We start from the raw sequence: 16,427 nt of genomic DNA, 5'->3' as shown, positions 1-16,427 counted from the left end.
CCTTGGCCCAGTGTTCACGAGCCGGACAGAAGTTGCACCCCTGCCACCCGGAGGTCAACGGGGCCACTCCGAATGCGCCGGAGGAGGTCGAAATGCTTCGGAATCAAAGGGTTCGGGAGCGAAAGGCGCCGCTTTCACCCGGCGCGGACGAGGGTGAACTCGCGGTCGTGGCGCAAGGACGGGACCATGCTGCGCGCCTCGTCGACCCGGGCCAGGTCGAGATCCGCGAGCACGACGCCGACCTCCTCGCCGCCATCGGCCAGGACCTCGCCCCAGGGCGCGACGATCAAGGAATGACCAAAGGTCCGACGCCCCTCGTCATGGGTCCCGCACTGGGCCGGAGCGATCACGAAGCATCCGGTCTCGATGGCGCGGGCGCGCAGCAGGACGTGCCAGTGCGCCTGGCCGGTGGGCACGGTGAAGGCCGCAGGAATCGTCAGGATGCGCCCGCCCGCCTGGGCCAGCGCCCTGTAGAGATGGGGGAAGCGCAGGTCGTAGCAGACGGTCATGCCGATGCCGCCCCATGGGCTGGCCGCCAGGACCGCCTCGGCTCCCGGCCGGAAGGTCGCGGATTCGCGGTAGCTCTCGCCACTGGCGAGGTCCACGTCGAACATGTGGATCTTGTCGTAGCGGGCGCGTAGCCTTCCCTCGCCGTCGAACAGCAGGCTGCGGTTGGCGACCCTGTCGCCGTCCAGGCGGACGGCCAGGCTTCCCACCAGGATCCAGGCGCCGGTCTCGCGGGCGAGGTCCGCGAAGAAGGGCACGGCCGGATGCTCGGCCTCGGCGCGAGCGCGGGCCAGGACCTTCTCGCGCCCGCGGATGATCATCGTGGCGTTCTCGGGCAGCGCGATCAGCGCGGCGCCGGCTTCCCGCGCCTGCCGGACGAGGCGGCCGGCGATCTCTAGGTTCGGGGCGATCTCCGGGCCGGCGCTGACCTGCACGCAGGCGACGCGGAGATGGCCCCCGGGCCCGCGCCCCTCCGGCTGCGGCGCCGCGGCCGTCATGCGCGCCCCAGAAGGCCGTCCAGCTTGCCCTGGCGTTCCAGCGCGTGGAGGTCGTCCGAGCCGCCGATGCCCTGGCCGTCGATGAAGATCTGCGGGACCGTGTAGCGGCCCGACGCGCGCTGCACCATCTCCTCGCGCCGGCTCGGGTCGGAGATCACGTCGATCTCCTCATAGGCGACGCCCTTCTGGTCCAGCAGCTTCTTGGCCCGGTGGCAGTAGGGGCAGAACGGGCTCGTGTAGATAACGACCTCGGCCATCGCAATGGGCTCCGCGGTTTGCAACCGTCATCATATGGGGCGGCGCGGCGCCCTTGCCAGACGCTTCTGCCGGAGGCCGGGCCGGGCCTTGGACCCATGGCACGCCTTGCGCGTTCCTTCAGGTGCAGGGAACGAACACGTTAAGAGGGTGCGGCGATGCGGAACGAGGATCGGTTCGACATGGATGCCATGGACCGGCAGAGGGAGCGGATCCAGCGGGCGATCGTCGACTTGGCCGCCCTGCGCGACACGCTGCCGCCCGAGAAGCAGTCCGATGCCGACCGCATCATCTCTGAGCTCCGCGTCAGCCTGGGCGACGAGTTCGGCACCATGAACGCGGGTGGCTGACCGCTACCCGTCCCGAACCACGCGCGCCAGCGCCAGCGCGTCCACCTGCGCGGCTCCGGCGCGCAGAAGGACGCGTGCGCATTCCGAAAGCGTGGCGCCGGTCGTCAGCACATCGTCGACCAGAACGATGCGGCGTCCCTTCACGGCATCCGCGCGCCCGCGCCGCACGGCCACGGCGCCCGCGACGTTGCGGCGGCGCGCCTCGCGCCCGAGGGTGCCCTGGCTCGGCGTCGCCCGGCGCCGCGCCAGCAGGTCCGGAGCGGCAGGAACGCCGGTCAGCCGGGCCAGCGCCCTGGCCAGCAGCGCCGCCTGGTTGTAGCGCCGCCGGAACAGGCGCCAGCGGTGCAGCGGTACCGGCACCAGCAGGTCGGCGCCATCCAGAACTCCCGCTCCGGCTCGCGCCATCCAGGCGCCGAAGGCCGGCGCGGCATGGGTCCGGTCGGCATGCTTGAAGCCCAGGACCAGTCCGCGGCTCGCGTCATCGTAGGCGAGCGCCGCGCGCGCCCGCGCGAAGGCCGGCGGCTCGGCGAGGCAGGCGCCGCACAGCGCGTCCCCGGACCCCGGATCCACCGTGAAGGGCAGCCCGCAGCAGGCGCACCAGGGCGGCGCCAGGAAGGACAGGCCGGCCCAGCAGGCGGCACAGAGCGTGCCCTGGGCGTGGACCCGGACCCCGCAGCCGAGACAGCGCGGCGGCAGCAGCAGGTCCAGGACCCGCCGCGCCGGCGCGGCGATTCGCGATACCGCAACCATGGCGCGAGCTTCGTGCCTGGGGAGCCGCGCGTCAATCGGTCCGCTGAACGGCGCAGGTTTCCTGACGCGCGGCACGACGGGCTGACAAAGCGGGGCGGAGAGGCGATATAGGCTGCCATGTCCGACTCAGACGCCATGACCGTCTTCGACCGTGCCCTGGTCCGGCGCCGCCGCGACCGGGCCGCGCCCGGCTTCCACGGCCATTCCTTTCTGGTGGAGGAGGTGGCGGAGCGGCTGGTCGACCGCCTGCACGACGTGCGGCAGGGCTTCACGACGGCGCTCGATCTCGGCTGCCATCGGGGTGAGTTGGGGCGGCGCCTCCTCGCGGCAGGGAAGGGCGTCGAGACGCTGGCCTCCTGCGATCTGTCCGAACGCATGGCCCGCCACGCGCCGGGCCTGCGCCTCGCCGCGGACGAGGAAGCGCTGCCCTTCGCGCCCGGCAGCTTCGACCTGGTGGTCAGCGCGCTGAGCCTGCACTGGGTGAACGACCTGCCCGGCGCGCTGATCCAGCTCCGCCGTGCCCTGCGGCCGGACGGGCTGTTCGTCGGCGCCATGCTGGGCGGCGAGACGCTGTTCGAGCTGCGCCGCTGCCTGATGGAGGCCGAGCTGGAGATCCGCGGCGGCGTCAGCCCGCGCGTCTCGCCCTTCGCCGAGCTGCGCGACGCGGGCTCGCTGCTCCAGCGTGCGGGCTTCGCCCTGCCCGTGGTGGACGGGGACGAGATCACCGTCACCTACGAGAACGCCTTCCGCCTGATGGCCGAGCTACGCGGCATGGGCGAGACCAATGCCGGGCTGAACCGGCCCCGGACGCCGGCGACGCGGGGCCTGCTGACGGCAGCCGCCCAGCGCTACGCCGAGCTCCACGCGGCGCCCGACGGCCGCATCGAGGCGACGTTCCAGGTGGTCTGGATGCTGGGCTGGACCCCGCATGAGAGCCAGCAGAAGCCGCTGGCCCGCGGCAGCGCCCAGCACAGCCTGGCGCAGACGCTGGGCACCCTCGAGGGCAAGCCGCCCGCCGGGAGCGCCTGAGCGCGACCCCAGGAAAAGGCTTCAGCGCGACGCCACGACACCGAGCCCGTAGCGCGCGGTCAGGTCCTGCAGCTCCGCCCGGACGAAGGCCTCGCCCTGGTGGGCATCCCAGAACCTCGGCTCGCGCGTGATGCGGTCGCGCCAGAGGCCGACCGCCCGCCGCATCTCCTCGACCGGCACGCTGGAGAGATCGACCACGATCTCCGGCCCCTCATCGGCCGCGCGGCCGGCGAGCACCGGCCCGGCGGCGCCGGGCAGCCCGAGCGAGGCCAGCCGCGGCGCCGCCCGCGCGAAGTCGTAGAAATCGGCGAGCCGCGGGCAGTCGCGCGCGTCGGCCGCCGTCATCTCGTCGGCCGCGCGCTCGTCGGGCCAGCGCGTCGCCAGGGGCCGCCAGGGCGCCCCGTCGTCGAGGCGCGGCAGCCCCGACTGCAGCGCCTCGCATGCGATCTCCACCCGGAGGCCGGGATGGCCGAACAGGATCTCGGCACCGGGCGGCCCGCCGAAGGACCGGTCCGAGGGCACGACCATGGCGGCCGCGGTGGGGTCGGCCGATGCGCCTCCGCCGGGCTGGACCATGCTGGCGTTCCAGCCGTACATGCCGAGATCGGCGTCGCGCTCGGCGCAGCCTGCCGCAAGGGCCGAGGCCAGCGCGACGACGGGTAGACGACGAAACCGCCCGGCAGCCATGGGAGCCCCGCCTCGGCCGACCGGGTCAGGACCGCGTCACGGCCGAGCGGTTGTCGGACGAGGATCCGTCCGCGAGCCGGTGCGTCGCGCCGTCCTGGAAGACCGCTTTGATCGGGCAATGCCGGCTCATGCCGCGCGCCACCAGATAGGCACCGATCAGGCCCATCAGCGCGCCCCGCGCATCGGCCTTCTGAAGGCCGCCGGCGGCGAAGCCGAGGCCGAGGCCGATGGACGCCAGGCCCTCCATGCGGCCGACATTGCGGGTGCCGCCGAAGGTGCTCTCGTAAAAGGCGCGGAAGGGATCGCCCGCCATGCTGTGCTTCTCCATCTGAATTCCCAGGGGAGCAACATGGCGGAAGGCTCCCGGGTTCCTCGGACCGTCGCGGCGCGACTTCACGGTCGAGGCGCTGTTGCAAGTCGACCCACGACGCGCGAGGACCACGATGACCCACGAGACGCCGCCGAAGGGCAAGGCGCTGACCGGCACGCCCGAGAAGATTGCCGACCCGCTGGACGCCGCCCAGGAGGTGTCGGACACGGGGAAGCCCACGACCCCCGACACCGAATCCGCCAAGCGTCCGGACGAGACTGCCTGATCGCACGAAGCGCCCGGGCGGCGACTGGCCGCCCGGGCTCGCCTTCCGCGGGGGGCGCGCCTGCGGGTCAGCAGCCGCGGGTCACTTGATGGCGGCCGGCACGTTGGCCCCGTTCTTCCATTCGTAGAGGACGTAGGCGGGCTCGACCACGTCGCCCTTGGAATCGAAGCGGATCGGCCCGACGACGGTCTCGTAGGTGCCGTCGCGCAGGGCCGCGGCGAGCTTGCGGCTGTCGGTGGAGCCCGCCTTCTGCATGCCCTGGGCGATCACCTGGACCGCGGCATAGGCGTAGTAGGCGAAGTTCCCCGGGGTGCCGAGGCCGCCCGCCCGGAACGCGTCGTTCAGCGCGCGCGCCGCGGGGTTCTCCGCCGCCGAGGGACTGTCCGTGTACAGTGTGCCCTCGCCCGCGGGCCCGGTGATCGACCAGAATTCGGGGTTGTTGAGGCCGTCGCCGGCGATGAAGCGCCCCTCGAAGCCCATCGCCCGGGCCTGCCGCACGATGAGGCCGAGCTCCGGGTGGTAGCCGCCGTAGAAGACGGCATCGATTCCGCGTTCCTTCAGGTTGCTGATCAGCGCCGCGAAGTCGCGCTCGCCCGCGTTGACGGATCCGCGGTAGGCCACCTTCCCGCCGGCGGATTCGACCGTGCGCGCGACCACGTCGGCGAGGCCCTTGCCGTAGGAGCCCTTGTCGTCCACGACGGCGACGTTCCTGCCCTTGTAGGCCTGGGCGAGATAGCGGCCCGAGACCACGCCCTGCTGGTCGTCGCGCCCGCAGACCCGGAAAATCGTGTCGAAGCCGCTCTCGGTCAGGGCCGGGTTGGTGGCGGTCGGCGTGACCATGACCACACCTTCCTCGGCATAGACGCCCGCCGCCGGGATCGTCGAGCCCGAGCACAGATGCCCGACCACCGCGGCAGCCGGCTCCGAGACGAAGCGGTTGGCGACGGCGACCGCCTGGCGCGGGTCGCAGGCGTCATCGCCAACCCGCAACACGAGCTGCTGGCCCAGCACGCCACCCTTCGAATTGATGTCCTTGAGCGCCTGGGTGGCGCCATGGACCGTCTGCTCGCCCAGGGCCGCCACGGCCCCGGTGGTGGCCGTGCCGAGGCCGATCACGATGTCGGCGCGCGCGCCTCCCGTCCCGCCCAGCAGCGCAAGGGCTGCCAGGACCGGAATGCCCTTGATCATGATTCCTCCTTTGCCGCATCCGCGCGGTCTTATAGCGGTCTTATTGCTGCGCGGACGCCCGGCCGCCGGTGCCGCCGGCCGCCCGCAGGCCCTGCCTTACAGCGGCATTTCAGGGCTTGTCCATGCCTCCGCCGGGAGAGCCCCCGCCGCCGCTCAGCCCGCCGCTGGAGCCCTGGCTCCCCTTCTCGGCCATGCGGTTCGTGTTGTTGGCCCCGGCTCCGCCCGTCTGGTCACCGCCCACCCGGTCAGCGCCCGGGTCGGCGCCCGGGTCAGCGCCCTCGGGGGGCTGCTCGGCACCGTGGGTCCCGCCGATCTCGGCGCCCTGCCCCTTCCTGGCCGCGGCGTCCTGCTCGGCCTCGGTCCATTGGCCCTGGCCGCCTTCGTTCTGCTGCTGCTTTGCCATGGAACGACCTCCTGGATGGATCTCCCGCGGAGGTCAACAGAGCTTCACCGGGCTGATCGCGCGCGCATCGCGCTTTCGGCCGCCACCGGGCAAAGAAAAACCCCCGGCGGGGTTCCGCCGGGGGTCCGGATGGAGGTCGCTGTGAAAGTCGGCGTCATGCGGCACGATGCATCTCGATGGCCCGCACCGCCGCGGCCTGCTGGGCCTTGGCACCGGTCAGCACCGCCTTCTGCACCTTGTCGAAGGCGCGGTTCTCGAGCTGGCGCACCCGCTCGCGCGAGATGCTGTAGCGCTGGCTCAGCTCCTCCAGAGTGATCGGCTCGTCGCGCAGCCGCCGGGCGATCAGGATCTCGCGATCCCGCTCCGGAAGCCGGTCGAGCGCCTCACGCAGGTGTCCCTGACGCTGCTTCAGTTCCTCGGCGTCGCCGAACCGGACCTCCTGGCTGGCGCGCTCGTCGGCGAGCGTATCCTGCCACTCGTTGTCCTGGTCCTCGCCCATGCGGACGTTCAACGAGGCGTCGTTGGCCGCCAGGCGCCGGTTCATCTCGATCACCTCGGCCTCGGGCACGTCGAGATCGACCGCGATGGACGCGACCGCCTCGGGCGACAGGTCACCGCCCTCGAGCTCGGCCATCTGGCCCTTCAAGCGGCGCAGGTTGAAGAACAGCTTCTTCTGCGCAGCCGTGGTGCCGATCTTCACCATGGACCAGTTATGCAGCACGTGCTCCTGGATCGCCGCCTTCACCCACCACAGGGCGTAGGTGTTGAAGCGGAAGCCCTTCTCCGGGTCGAACTTCTGCGCGGCCTGCATCAGGCCGACATTGCCCTCGCTCACCAGCTCCTCCACCGGCAGGCCATAGCCGGCGTACTTGCGGGCGACCTTGAAGACGAGCCGCAGATGCGCGCCCAGCAGACGGTCGAGCGCCTTCTGGTCGTTCTCGGTCCGCCAGCGCCGCACGAGCTCGCGCTCCTCCTCGGCCGAGAGGTAGTCGTACTTGTTGGCCACCTGGAACTGGCGGCTCACCATGTCGTCATTGAAACGTTGCATGCGTCCCCCCATCTGGGTCCCGCGACGCAAATCCCTCTCGTCCGCCCCGGGAGCGCACGACGCGCCCCTCGGGCGGAGACGACGAAATCCGGTCTGGCGCGGCGCCAGCCGGTTGTCGGGGATATGTGCGGGAACAGGCTATAGATGGGGCCGCCCCCCGGCGTTTCAAGGGGCTGCCCGCATGATTCCGAACCCAAAACGATGTGCCGGAGCGGCGCCGGTCGTTCACGCGGCGAGGCCGGCCCGGCGTCGGAAATCAGGGTCCCGGATGGTCAGCTCCTGCCCGGCAAGATCGCCGGCCTCCTCCCCGCAGAGCCAGACGATCGCGCGGGCAGGATCCTCGGGCCGCGCCAGATCCTCCCGCCGCAACCGGCTGACCTCGTTGATGCCCGAGGCGCGGATCTGCACCTGCATCTCGGTGTCGACGACGCCCGGCTGGAAGCCGTAGGCCCGCAGCCCTTCGGCGCCGTATTCGAGGGCGAGGCTGCGCGTCAGCATGGCGAGCCCGGCCTTGCCCGCACAATAGGCCGACCACCCCTCGACCGCCCGGTGCGCGGCGCCCGAGCTGACGTTCACCACGACGCCCCTGCGCGCGAGCAGGGCGGGCAGCGCCGCCCGCACCACGAAATACGCGCCGCACAGATTGATCGCGATGTTCGCCTGCCACCGGGCCGGGTCGGTGTCGCCAAGGCGGCCGATGGGATCGACCACGCCCGCATTGTTGACCAGCGCGTCGATGCCGCCGAACCGGTCCCGCGCCTGGTCGACCGCGGCGCTGACGGATTCCCAGTCGGCGACATCGCAGGGGAGCAGCAGATGCGGCCGGCCCGCCGCGGCCAAGCCCGCCTGCAGATCCTGGGCGCCGCCGACGCTGCGGCCGAGGCCGACCACCGTGGCGCCCGACCCGGCCAGCGCCAGGGAGGCGGCGAGCCCGATCCCGCGCGATGCACCGGTCACCAGAACCACCTTGCCGTCCAGACGGGCCATCCCTGTCTCCCTGTTCGTGAGCGCGGCCCGGCCGGACCGGCGATATGCCGACGCTAAACAGGGTCCAGAGGCGCGGCAAGCCGCCGCGCCCCGCCCCGCGCACGGGTCAGGAATGCCGCTGCCGCGCGATGACCTCCGCGGCACCCCACGGCACCGCGGTGCGATGGCGGCGATGGCCCCTGCCGCCCGGGACCGTGCTATCCCGGGTGGATGAGCCATGGATGGATGCACGCGACTGCACGCGCGCGAGGCGATCCTCGAAGCCGACCGGATGATCCGCGCCGCGATCGCGGAGACGGGACAGGTCCGCGACGACGTGCCACCGGGCCTGAAGGCGCTCTATCCCGACTATGCCGGCCCGTTCCTTCGATCGCTGCTCGCCCTGGACCCTGCGGCGCTCGCGGCGCGGGCGCCCGTGCCGGTGCTGGTCGTGATGGGTGGCGCGGACATGCAGGTCTCGGCGACGGCGGATGGCGGGGTCTTCGCCGCGGCGCTGGCGGACCGGAGCGACGGCAGTGCGGTCGTCACCCTCGCTGGTCTCAGCCACGCGTTCAAGCCCGCGGCGCCGGGCGTCCCGAGCTTCGAAGGTCCGGTCGCCGCTTCGTTTCTGGGGACGCTGCTGGCCTGGATGGGCGCCCGGCTATAGCCCCGCGCCGTCAGGCCAGGCGCCGGCCCGCATCCATGACGGTGTCGGGGGCGGCGTTCCGGGCCGCGGACCCGGCGGGGTCGGCCGCCAGCTCGACCGTGAAGCACGAGCCCCGGCCGAGAACCGAGCGCGCATCGACCCGGTGCCCCAGGAGGTCCGCCGTCTGCTTCACGATGGACAGGCCGAGGCCCAATCCCGGCGTGGTTGCGTCGAGCCGGCGGTAGGCGTCGAAGGCCGTCGCCAGCCGGTCGGCGGGGATCCCGGCCCCGGTGTCCAGGACCTGGAGGGCAAGCGCGCCGCCGCGCCGACGGACGCCGACCAGCACGGATCCGCCCGAGCCCGTGTACTTGACGGCGTTGCTGATCAGGTTCTCCAGGATCCGCCGCAGCATGTCCCGGTCGGTCGCCACCTCGGCCGAGCAGCCGAGAACGCGCAGGGAAATCCCCTTTCGCTCGGCCAGCGGCGCGAACAGGCCGCGGACGTCGTCGAGCACGTCGTCGAGCCGCATAGGGGCGACCTTCGGCTTCAGGGCTCCCGATTCGATGCGCGAGATGTCCGAGATGTCGTCGAGGTTCCGCGCAAGCTGCTTCACGGCCTCGCCGATCCAGGCCAGGTACTTGGAGGAGGTGGGATCGACCGTGCGCGGGGCCAGCATGTCCCGGGCCATCGAGATCACGTTCAGCGGCTGGCGGAGGTCGTGCCCCGTGGCCGCGAGCAAACGGCTCTTCATCTGCGCTGCCGCCTCGGCCTTGTCCCTGGCCAGCTTGAGCTGGCGCTCGAGCAGCCGGCGCTCGGTGACGTCGCGCGTCACCGCGAGCTGCGCCCGCGTGCCGTCGCCCAGGACCAGCGGGGCGGCATGGGTCTCCATGTGGCGCCGGGTGCCCTTAAGGCCGAGCAGGTCGAACTCCCAGCTCAGCTCCTCGCCGCGGCACACGCGCTCGTGGTTGGCCAGCCACTGCGCCCGGTGCTCCGGGGCGATCAGGTCGAGGACCGGCCTGTTCCGGACGGCATCCTCGGACTCGGCCTCGACGATGCGCAGCCCGACGCGGTTCATCTGCAGCAGCAGCCCGTCAGCCCCCACGAGCTTCACGCACTCGGGCGTGGTCTCCAGGATGGCGCGCAGGCGGCCCTGGCTCTCGCGCTGGGACTGCTCGGCCTGCATCCGCTCGGTTACGTCGCGCGACACCGACAGGAGCTGGCAGACCGTGCCGTCCTCCTCCGTCACCGGGGAGATCGCGACGTCCCACCAGCGCGGGGTCCCCTTCGCGGTCGGGCAGAAGCCGGAGAAGCGGCCGGTCCGTCCGGCCCGGGCCTCGTCGAAGGCCTGGCGGGCAAGGCGCCGTGTCTCGCCGTCGGTCCAGAAGCCGAACCAGTCCGCCCCGACATAGGGCTGCAGGTCGTCGATCTCCATCAGCCGGCAGCCGCCGGGATTCATCGAGATCAGCCGTCCGTCCAGGTCCAGCAGCTTCACGCAGTCGGCGCTGGCATTCAGCATCCGCCGGCTCAGTTCCGTGCTGCGGCGCAATTCCTCCCAGGAGCGGCGCTCGCGGCCGTGGCTGGCGCAGGCGGCGCGGAAATGCCGCAGGGCATGCGATCCCAGCAGCCCGATACACAGGAAGGACAAGAAGCCGGCCGCTGCGCCAGCCGCCAGCATGCGGCTCTCGGCCACCGCGCCGCGGTCCCGATCCCGGCTAAGCCGCATGTTGGCGGTATCCGCGATCTCGTCCGCAATGGCGCGGAACTCGCGCATCGCGGCGCCCCCCTTGCCCGTCCGGACGATATCCAGCGCCTTCTCGAGGCCCGACAGCCGTACCGCGGCGATGGTCTCGGCCAGCTCGTCTGCCTTGCTCTCGGCGGCGGCACGCAGGGCAGCAGCCCGCCGGACCTGATCCGGGTCGCCACCGACCAATGCCTGCAGGCGCAGCAGTTCGTCCGGAAGGCGGCGGCGCCGCGCTTCGTAGGGCTCGAGATAGGTGGGGTCGAGCGTCAGGAGGTATCCCCGCTGACCGGTCTCGAGATCGCCGAGATCCGCCCGGACATCAGCCACGGCTTCGAGAATCTCCTGGCCCTGCTCGACCGCGCCCCGCGCGCGCCGGTACTCGGCCAGGAAATGGCCGGCGTTGAAGGTCGCCGCGGCGAGCAGCAGGACCAGCGGAAGGACCACGACCCATTCCAGCCGCCCGATGGACCACTTGCCGATCGTCATGCGCCGCTCCCACCATCGTCGCGGCAGCAATGCGCCCGTCATGGTTAAACTGACATTAACCAAGCCGGCGCGGCGGCTCCTCTACCCCGGTTGCGCCTGCGCCCCTCTTATTCGGCCGCGTCCCGCATGGGGGAATGGCCGGCGACGGCCGCATCCTGCGGCAGGCTGCGCAGGGCCTCCTCCCGAGGGCCGATGAACCGGCCGAAGAAGCGGCCCGTCCGCGCGGAAAGCCCGGCCATCAGCGTGTAGAAGGACGGCACGAAGACGAGCGACAGCACGGTCGACACGAGCAGGCCGCCGATCACCGCGATCGCCATGGGCGCACGGAACTCGCCGCCGTCGCCGGCGCCGAAGGCGCTGGGCACCATGCCGGCGGCCATGGCGATGGTGGTCATCACGATGGGGCGGGCGCGCTTGCGCCCGGCGTCCAGGATCGCCTCCGCCCGCGGCACGCCGCGGTGCTCCTCCTCGACCGCGAAGTCCACCAGCATGATGGCGTTCTTGGTAACAATGCCCATCAGCATCAGGATGCCGATCACCACCGGCATGCTGACGGGATTGCCGGTGACCAGCAGCGCCGCGATGACGCCCCCGATGGAGAGCGGCAGCGAGAGCAGGATCGTGATCGGCTGGAAGACGCTGCCGAACAGGAGCACCAGCACGCCCATCACCATCAGCAGGCCGGCGCCCATGGCGCTGGCGAAGCCGCCGAAGACCTCCGCCATGATCTCGGCATCGCCGCTTTCCTGGATGCGCACGCCTTCCGGCAGGGCTTTGGTCTCGGGCAGCGACTTCACTGCCTCCAGCGCCTCGCCCAGCGTGGTCCGCCCGGCGAGGTCGGCGCCGATCACCACCCGCCGCGTCCGGTCGTAGCGGTCGATGGAGGACGGGCCCTGGCCGAAGCTGAGCTCGGCCACGGCGTCGAGCGGCACCGCCCCGTTCGGCGCGGGCACCGACAGGGCGCCGATGGTCGCGAGGTCGTTGCGGGCCTGCTCGGTGAGCTGCACGCGGATCGGCACCTGGCGCTCGCCCGCGTCGAACTTGGCGAGATTGGCATCGACGTCGCCGATGGTCGCGACGCGCACGGTCTCGGAGATCGCCTCGGTGCTGACGCCCTGGCGCGCCGCCAGATCCGCGCGCGGCGCGATGCGCAGCTCCGGACGGTCCAACCCGGCGCTGGCCGCGACGTTCGCGAAGCCTGGCTGGCGGCGCATGGCCGCCTCAAGGGCCGCCACGCTCCGGTCCAGCGCCGCGGGATCGTTGCCGAGCACGGAGACGGACAGCTCGCGCTCGCCGCGCTCGTTCACGTACCAGCCCCGGACGTCCGGCATCTCGGCCAAGCGTTCGGAGATCAGGGCCTCGACCTCCTTCTGCGTCAGTTCGCGCTCGCCTTTGGGCGTCAGCATCACGACCAGGGACGCCTTGCGGACCTCGCGCCCCTGCCCGGTCGGCGTGGTGCCGCCCATGGTGAAGACCGAGCGGATCTCGGGCAGCTCTTTCAGGCTCGTCGCCAGCCGGTCGGTCGCCGTCCGGGTATCGTCCAGCGTCGCCCCGGGCGGCAGCTCCAGCGAGACCACCGTGCGCGAGGCGTCCTCGGCCGGGACGAAGCCGGTGGGCAGCAGCGAGGTGCTCCAGATCGAGAGCGCGAAGAGCACGAGGCCGCCCGTCAGAGTCAGGGCGGGGTGGCGCAGGGTGCGGCGCAGGATGCCGAGATAGAACCGCATCACCGGCCCGTCGCGCTCGACCACATGGGCGTGGGCGCGCATCAGATAGGCCGCCATCATGGGCGTGATCAGGCGCGCCACGAGCAGCGAGAACAGGACGGCCACCGCCACGGTCAGGCCGAATTGCTTGAAGTACTGGCCGGCGATCCCGCCCATGAAGCTGACGGGGGCGAAGACCGCGACGATGGTGAAGGTGATCGCGATCACCGCCAGACCGATCTCGTCCGCAGCCTCCATGGCGGCACGGTAGGGCGACTTGCCCATCCGCATGTGGCGGACGATGTTCTCGATCTCGACGATGGCATCGTCCACCAGGATGCCCGTCACCAGAGTGATCGCCAGGAGCGAGACGAGGTTCAGCGAGAACCCCATCAGGTCCATCACCCAGAAGGCCGGGACGATCGAAAGCGGCATCGCCACCGCCGCGATCAGCGTCGCGCGCCAGTCCTTCAGGAAGATCAGCACCACGAGCACCGCCAGCGCCGCCCCTTCGAGCAGCGTATGCATGGCCGAGACGTAGTTGCCCATGATGTAGCTGACGGTGTCGTCGATCAGCGTGAAGCTGACATCGGGGTCGGCCGCCTGGATCTCGGCCAGCCTGGCCGCGACCACGCGCGCCACGTCGACGTCGCTGGCGCCCTTGCTGCGGAAGACGCTGAAGGAGACGACCTGCTCACGCCCGTCGAGCCGCGCGAAGGAGCGCGGCTCCTCGTAGGAATCGGAGACCTCGCCGAGGTCCGAGAGCCGGGCCTCGCGTCCGCCGGGCAGCACGATGCGCGTATCGGCGAGATCCTGCAGCGTGGGCGCGCCGGCCAGGGTGCGGATCGCCAGCTCCTGGCCGCCGAACTCGCCCCGCCCGCCGGCCAGGTTCACGTTGGTCGCGCGGAGCTGGCGGTTCACGTCGGCCGCGGTAATGCCCAGCGCAATCAGCCGGTCGGGGTCGAGCCGGACCTGGATCTCCCGCTTCACGCCGCCGATCCGATCGATCCGGCCCACGCCCGCGAGGCCCTGGAGCTGGCGCGCCACCACGTCGTCGACGTACCAGGAGAGCTGCTCCAGGGTCTTGGACGGCGCCGAGGCGGCATAGGTCTGGAGCGACTGCCCGGCCACGTCGATGCGCTGGATGATCGGCTCGTCGACGGTGCGGGGCAGGTCGGCGCGCACCTCGGCGACGGCGTCCTTCACGTCGTTGACGGCCCGGTCGGTATCGATGCCCAGGCGGAACTCGATGGCGGTGACCGCGCTGCCGTCGGTCAGCGTGGTGAGGACGTGCTTGACGCCGGTCAGGTTGGCGACCGCGTCCTCGATCTTCTTAGCGACCTGCGTCTCCAGCTCGGACGGCGCCGCGCCCGACTGCGTCACGGTGACGGACACCACCGGCACGTCGATGTTCGGGAAACGCGTGATCGGCAGCGTCTGGAACGTCACGACGCCCAGCAGCATCAGCACCGTGAACAGGACCAGCGAGGGGATCGGCTTGCGGATCGACCAGGCCGAGACGTTCATCGCCATGGGCGGCTCCTCAGCGCGCCGGAGAGGCCGCGGGCAACGGTGCCGCGACGGGCGCGGCGGCCGGCGCCGATGCCGATGCGGCCAGGGGCGAGGCGGACGCGGCGACCGGCGTCACGCGGTCGCCGTCGCGCACGAAGGTACCGGCTGTCGCCACCACGCTCTCGCCTGTGGCGAGCCCGGCGGTGATCTCGACGATGCCGCGCGCCCGGATCCCGGCGGCGACGTTCCTTGTCTCGATCACGCCGTCGCGCACGACCTGCACGATCGCGCCCTCGGGGCGGAACAGCACCGCAGACAGCGGCACCAGGACCCCCTCGCGCCGGGCGATCTCGACCGTGCCGCGCGCGAAGGACCCGACGGCGAGGCGCGTTCCCTCCGGGGGTGCCAGGGCGATCCGCACGCGGCCCAGGCGGGTCGTGGGGTTCACCTCCGGCATGACAAGGCGCACGCTTCCCGGGACCTCGCGGTCCATGCCCGCAGGCAGGACGCCCGCGCGCTGGCCGTCGCGAAGCCGCGCCAGGGTCGTCTCCGACACCTCGGCCTCCAGCTCCACGGCGCTGTCGCCGACGATCCTGAACAGCGGCTCGCCGGCCATGGAGGCCAGCGCGCCCAGCTTGGCCGTGCGCCGGCTGACGAAGCCGTCCGCAGGCGCCCGGACCTCGGTCCGGGCGAGCCGGACCGCCAGCTCGCGGCGCTGGGCCTGAGCCACTTCGCGCTCGGCCTCGGCCACGCGCAAGGCCTGCTGGGCCGCGGCGACCCGCGCCGCCGCGACGCGTGCGTTGGCCTGGCGCTGCTCCAGCGTCTCGGTCGAGGCGTTGCCGCGCCCCTCGAGCGTGCGCGTTCGCACCAGCGCCGCCTCGGCCTGGGCCCGGGTCGCCTCGGCCTCGGAAATCTGACTGCGCGCCTGCCCGACCGCGGCGACAGCCCGGTCGATCTCGGCCGCGTTCTGGGCCAGCAGCACCTCCACCGTCTCGCGCGAGAGGCGGGCCAGCACCTGGCCGCGCTCGACGCGGTCGCCCTCCTCGGCAAGCAGATTGGTGATCGCGAGGCCCTCGATCTCGGGGCTGACCAGCACCTCGTGGCGCGGGACCAGGGTCCCGGTGACCGTGACGGTGTCCGCGATCACCCCCGTGGCGGCGGTGGCGACGGTGATCGAGGGCGGACGCGGCCCTTCGGCCGCAGCCGCGGCCGCGTCGGCCGCAGGCAGCATGCCCGCGGCGAGCAGCGCCGCACAGAGGGATGCGCTGAGAAGCGATGCCCCGAGGACGAGGGCCATCCGGCGCCGGCGCTGCGGCTTCGCGGTCATCGCGCGATGTCCCGCGCAGGCGGCCGCAGGAAGCGCTCGACCAGCAGCGACAGCGCATCCTGAAGTCGGTCGGCCGTCATGAACTCGGCCATGGGCCGGTGGGCGACGATGCCGTCGCCCAGGGCGAGCAGCATCCGGACGACCACGTCCAGATCGATGCCGGGATCGACCAGTCCCGCCTCGATGCCGCGGCGCAGGTTCCGTGCGAAGGCCTCGTGGACCTCGTCGGTGTTGCGCTTGAAGAGCTCGCGGATCTCGGGATTCCGGTAGGTCTCGGCCATGATCTCGGTGCACAGGGCCGCCTGCTCGCCCTGGGCCATCTTGCTGAAGAAGGTACGGGCCACCGCCACCAGACCCGCCAGCGGATCCTCGGCGCGGTCGAGCTCGTCGAAGAAGGCCTTGTTCCGTTCCCGCTCCTGCTCGGCGATGGCGGCGATGATCGCCAGCTTGCTGGGGAAATACCGGTAGAGGTTGCCCGCGCTCATCCCGGCCTCGGCGCAGATGTCCTGCATGCTCGCACTGTGGAAGCCGGAGCGGCCGAAGCACACGATGGCCGCGGCGAGAATCCGCTGCTGCTGCTGCGTGCGCAGATCCAGGTCGTGGGCGTCCATAAACTGTCCTAGGTTCCGGATCCGGAATGAACGTTCATTCACCGAGTGAACGTTCATTCACTACTCCGCGCCCCGATCGGCGTCAAGCCGCGGCCCAGGTCGATCACAGGTCCAGGTCGATCACA

17 protein-coding genes are annotated in these 16,427 nt (G+C 71.7%); 4 read left to right on the top strand and 13 right to left on the bottom strand.

Annotation, left to right across the window (positions count from 1 at the left end; translation table 11 throughout):
- Positions 1-134: 134 nt before the first annotated feature.
- Positions 135-1,004, bottom strand: a complete 870-nt coding sequence (locus JUB13_RS24360; RefSeq protein ID WP_207483601.1) for a carbon-nitrogen hydrolase family protein — start codon at positions 1,002-1,004, stop codon at positions 135-137.
- The gene (gene grxC, locus JUB13_RS24355; protein ID WP_207483599.1) at positions 1,001-1,261 is read right to left on the bottom strand and encodes a glutaredoxin 3; all 261 of its coding nucleotides are present in this window, start codon (positions 1,259-1,261) and stop codon (positions 1,001-1,003) included. Before grxC ends, JUB13_RS24360 begins: the two co-directional genes overlap by 4 nt.
- Before the next feature lie 156 nt (positions 1,262-1,417).
- Between grxC and JUB13_RS24350 the strand changes: the two genes are divergently transcribed.
- The gene (locus tag JUB13_RS24350) at positions 1,418-1,609 is read left to right on the top strand and encodes a hypothetical protein (RefSeq protein WP_207483597.1); all 192 of its coding nucleotides are present in this window, start codon (positions 1,418-1,420) and stop codon (positions 1,607-1,609) included.
- A gap of 3 nt (positions 1,610-1,612) precedes the next feature.
- Here JUB13_RS24350 and JUB13_RS24345 read toward each other — a convergent pair whose 3' ends face one another.
- Positions 1,613-2,359 (bottom strand): ComF family protein, encoded by a 747-nt coding sequence (locus tag JUB13_RS24345; protein WP_207483595.1) that lies wholly within the window; start codon positions 2,357-2,359, stop codon positions 1,613-1,615.
- 117 nt (positions 2,360-2,476) lie between these two features.
- Here JUB13_RS24345 and JUB13_RS24340 point away from each other — a divergent pair, with 117 nt between their 5' ends.
- Positions 2,477-3,388, top strand: coding sequence for a methyltransferase domain-containing protein (locus JUB13_RS24340; protein ID WP_207483593.1), 912 nt, complete (start codon positions 2,477-2,479; stop codon positions 3,386-3,388).
- A gap of 21 nt (positions 3,389-3,409) precedes the next feature.
- Here JUB13_RS24340 and JUB13_RS24335 read toward each other — a convergent pair whose 3' ends face one another.
- Both JUB13_RS24335 and JUB13_RS24330 read right to left on the bottom strand, forming a co-directional pair.
- Positions 3,410-4,075, bottom strand: a complete 666-nt coding sequence (locus JUB13_RS24335) for a hypothetical protein (protein ID WP_207483591.1) — start codon at positions 4,073-4,075, stop codon at positions 3,410-3,412.
- A gap of 25 nt (positions 4,076-4,100) precedes the next feature.
- On the bottom strand, positions 4,101-4,388 hold the full coding sequence (locus tag JUB13_RS24330; protein WP_207483589.1) for a YgaP-like transmembrane domain: 288 nt from the start codon (positions 4,386-4,388) through the stop codon (positions 4,101-4,103).
- Positions 4,389-4,518: 130 nt separating this feature from the next.
- Between JUB13_RS24330 and JUB13_RS24325 the strand changes: the two genes are divergently transcribed.
- Positions 4,519-4,671: a hypothetical protein gene (locus tag JUB13_RS24325; protein ID WP_207483587.1), complete on the top strand. Its 153-nt coding sequence runs from the start codon at positions 4,519-4,521 to the stop codon at positions 4,669-4,671.
- An 81-nt stretch (positions 4,672-4,752) separates the two neighbouring features.
- Here the strand turns inward: JUB13_RS24325 and JUB13_RS24320 are convergent, their stop codons facing one another.
- From JUB13_RS24320 to JUB13_RS24305, 4 genes are all read right to left on the bottom strand, one after another.
- Positions 4,753-5,859 carry a branched-chain amino acid ABC transporter substrate-binding protein gene (locus tag JUB13_RS24320; RefSeq protein WP_207483585.1) on the bottom strand — a complete coding sequence of 369 codons (1,107 nt, stop codon included), beginning with the start codon at positions 5,857-5,859 and terminating at the stop codon, positions 4,753-4,755.
- A 109-nt stretch (positions 5,860-5,968) separates the two neighbouring features.
- Entirely contained in the window at positions 5,969-6,262 is a 294-nt protein-coding gene (locus JUB13_RS24315) for a hypothetical protein (RefSeq protein WP_207483583.1), read from the bottom strand.
- A gap of 154 nt (positions 6,263-6,416) precedes the next feature.
- The gene (locus tag JUB13_RS24310; protein ID WP_207483581.1) at positions 6,417-7,310 is read right to left on the bottom strand and encodes an RNA polymerase factor sigma-32; all 894 of its coding nucleotides are present in this window, start codon (positions 7,308-7,310) and stop codon (positions 6,417-6,419) included.
- A gap of 225 nt (positions 7,311-7,535) precedes the next feature.
- Entirely contained in the window at positions 7,536-8,297 is a 762-nt protein-coding gene (locus JUB13_RS24305) for an SDR family NAD(P)-dependent oxidoreductase (protein WP_207483579.1), read from the bottom strand.
- Positions 8,298-8,514: 217 nt separating this feature from the next.
- Here JUB13_RS24305 and JUB13_RS24300 point away from each other — a divergent pair, with 217 nt between their 5' ends.
- Positions 8,515-8,943, top strand: coding sequence for a hypothetical protein (locus tag JUB13_RS24300; protein WP_207483577.1), 429 nt, complete (start codon positions 8,515-8,517; stop codon positions 8,941-8,943).
- 10 nt (positions 8,944-8,953) lie between these two features.
- On the opposite strand, the gene JUB13_RS24295 is transcribed toward JUB13_RS24300, so the two are convergent.
- From JUB13_RS24295 to JUB13_RS24280, 4 genes are all read right to left on the bottom strand, one after another.
- The gene (locus JUB13_RS24295; protein WP_207483575.1) at positions 8,954-11,149 is read right to left on the bottom strand and encodes a CHASE3 domain-containing protein; all 2,196 of its coding nucleotides are present in this window, start codon (positions 11,147-11,149) and stop codon (positions 8,954-8,956) included.
- 107 nt (positions 11,150-11,256) lie between these two features.
- Complete coding sequence (locus JUB13_RS24290) at positions 11,257-14,385, bottom strand: efflux RND transporter permease subunit (RefSeq protein WP_207483573.1); 3,129 nt, start codon at positions 14,383-14,385, stop codon at positions 11,257-11,259.
- Positions 14,386-14,395: 10 nt separating this feature from the next.
- Entirely contained in the window at positions 14,396-15,691 is a 1,296-nt protein-coding gene (locus JUB13_RS24285) for an efflux RND transporter periplasmic adaptor subunit (RefSeq protein WP_207483571.1), read from the bottom strand.
- Positions 15,688-16,302, bottom strand: coding sequence for a TetR/AcrR family transcriptional regulator (locus JUB13_RS24280; RefSeq protein ID WP_207483569.1), 615 nt, complete (start codon positions 16,300-16,302; stop codon positions 15,688-15,690). The genes JUB13_RS24285 and JUB13_RS24280 overlap by 4 nt, the downstream gene beginning before the upstream one ends.
- Positions 16,303-16,427: the final 125 nt, after the last annotated feature.

This window comes from Arenibaculum pallidiluteum, assembly GCF_017355985.1.
GTDB classification, from domain to species: Bacteria; Pseudomonadota; Alphaproteobacteria; order Azospirillales; family Azospirillaceae; genus Arenibaculum; species Arenibaculum pallidiluteum.
The sequence above is the reverse complement of the archived record's forward strand: the minus strand, read 5'-3'. Positions and strand labels throughout refer to the sequence as shown.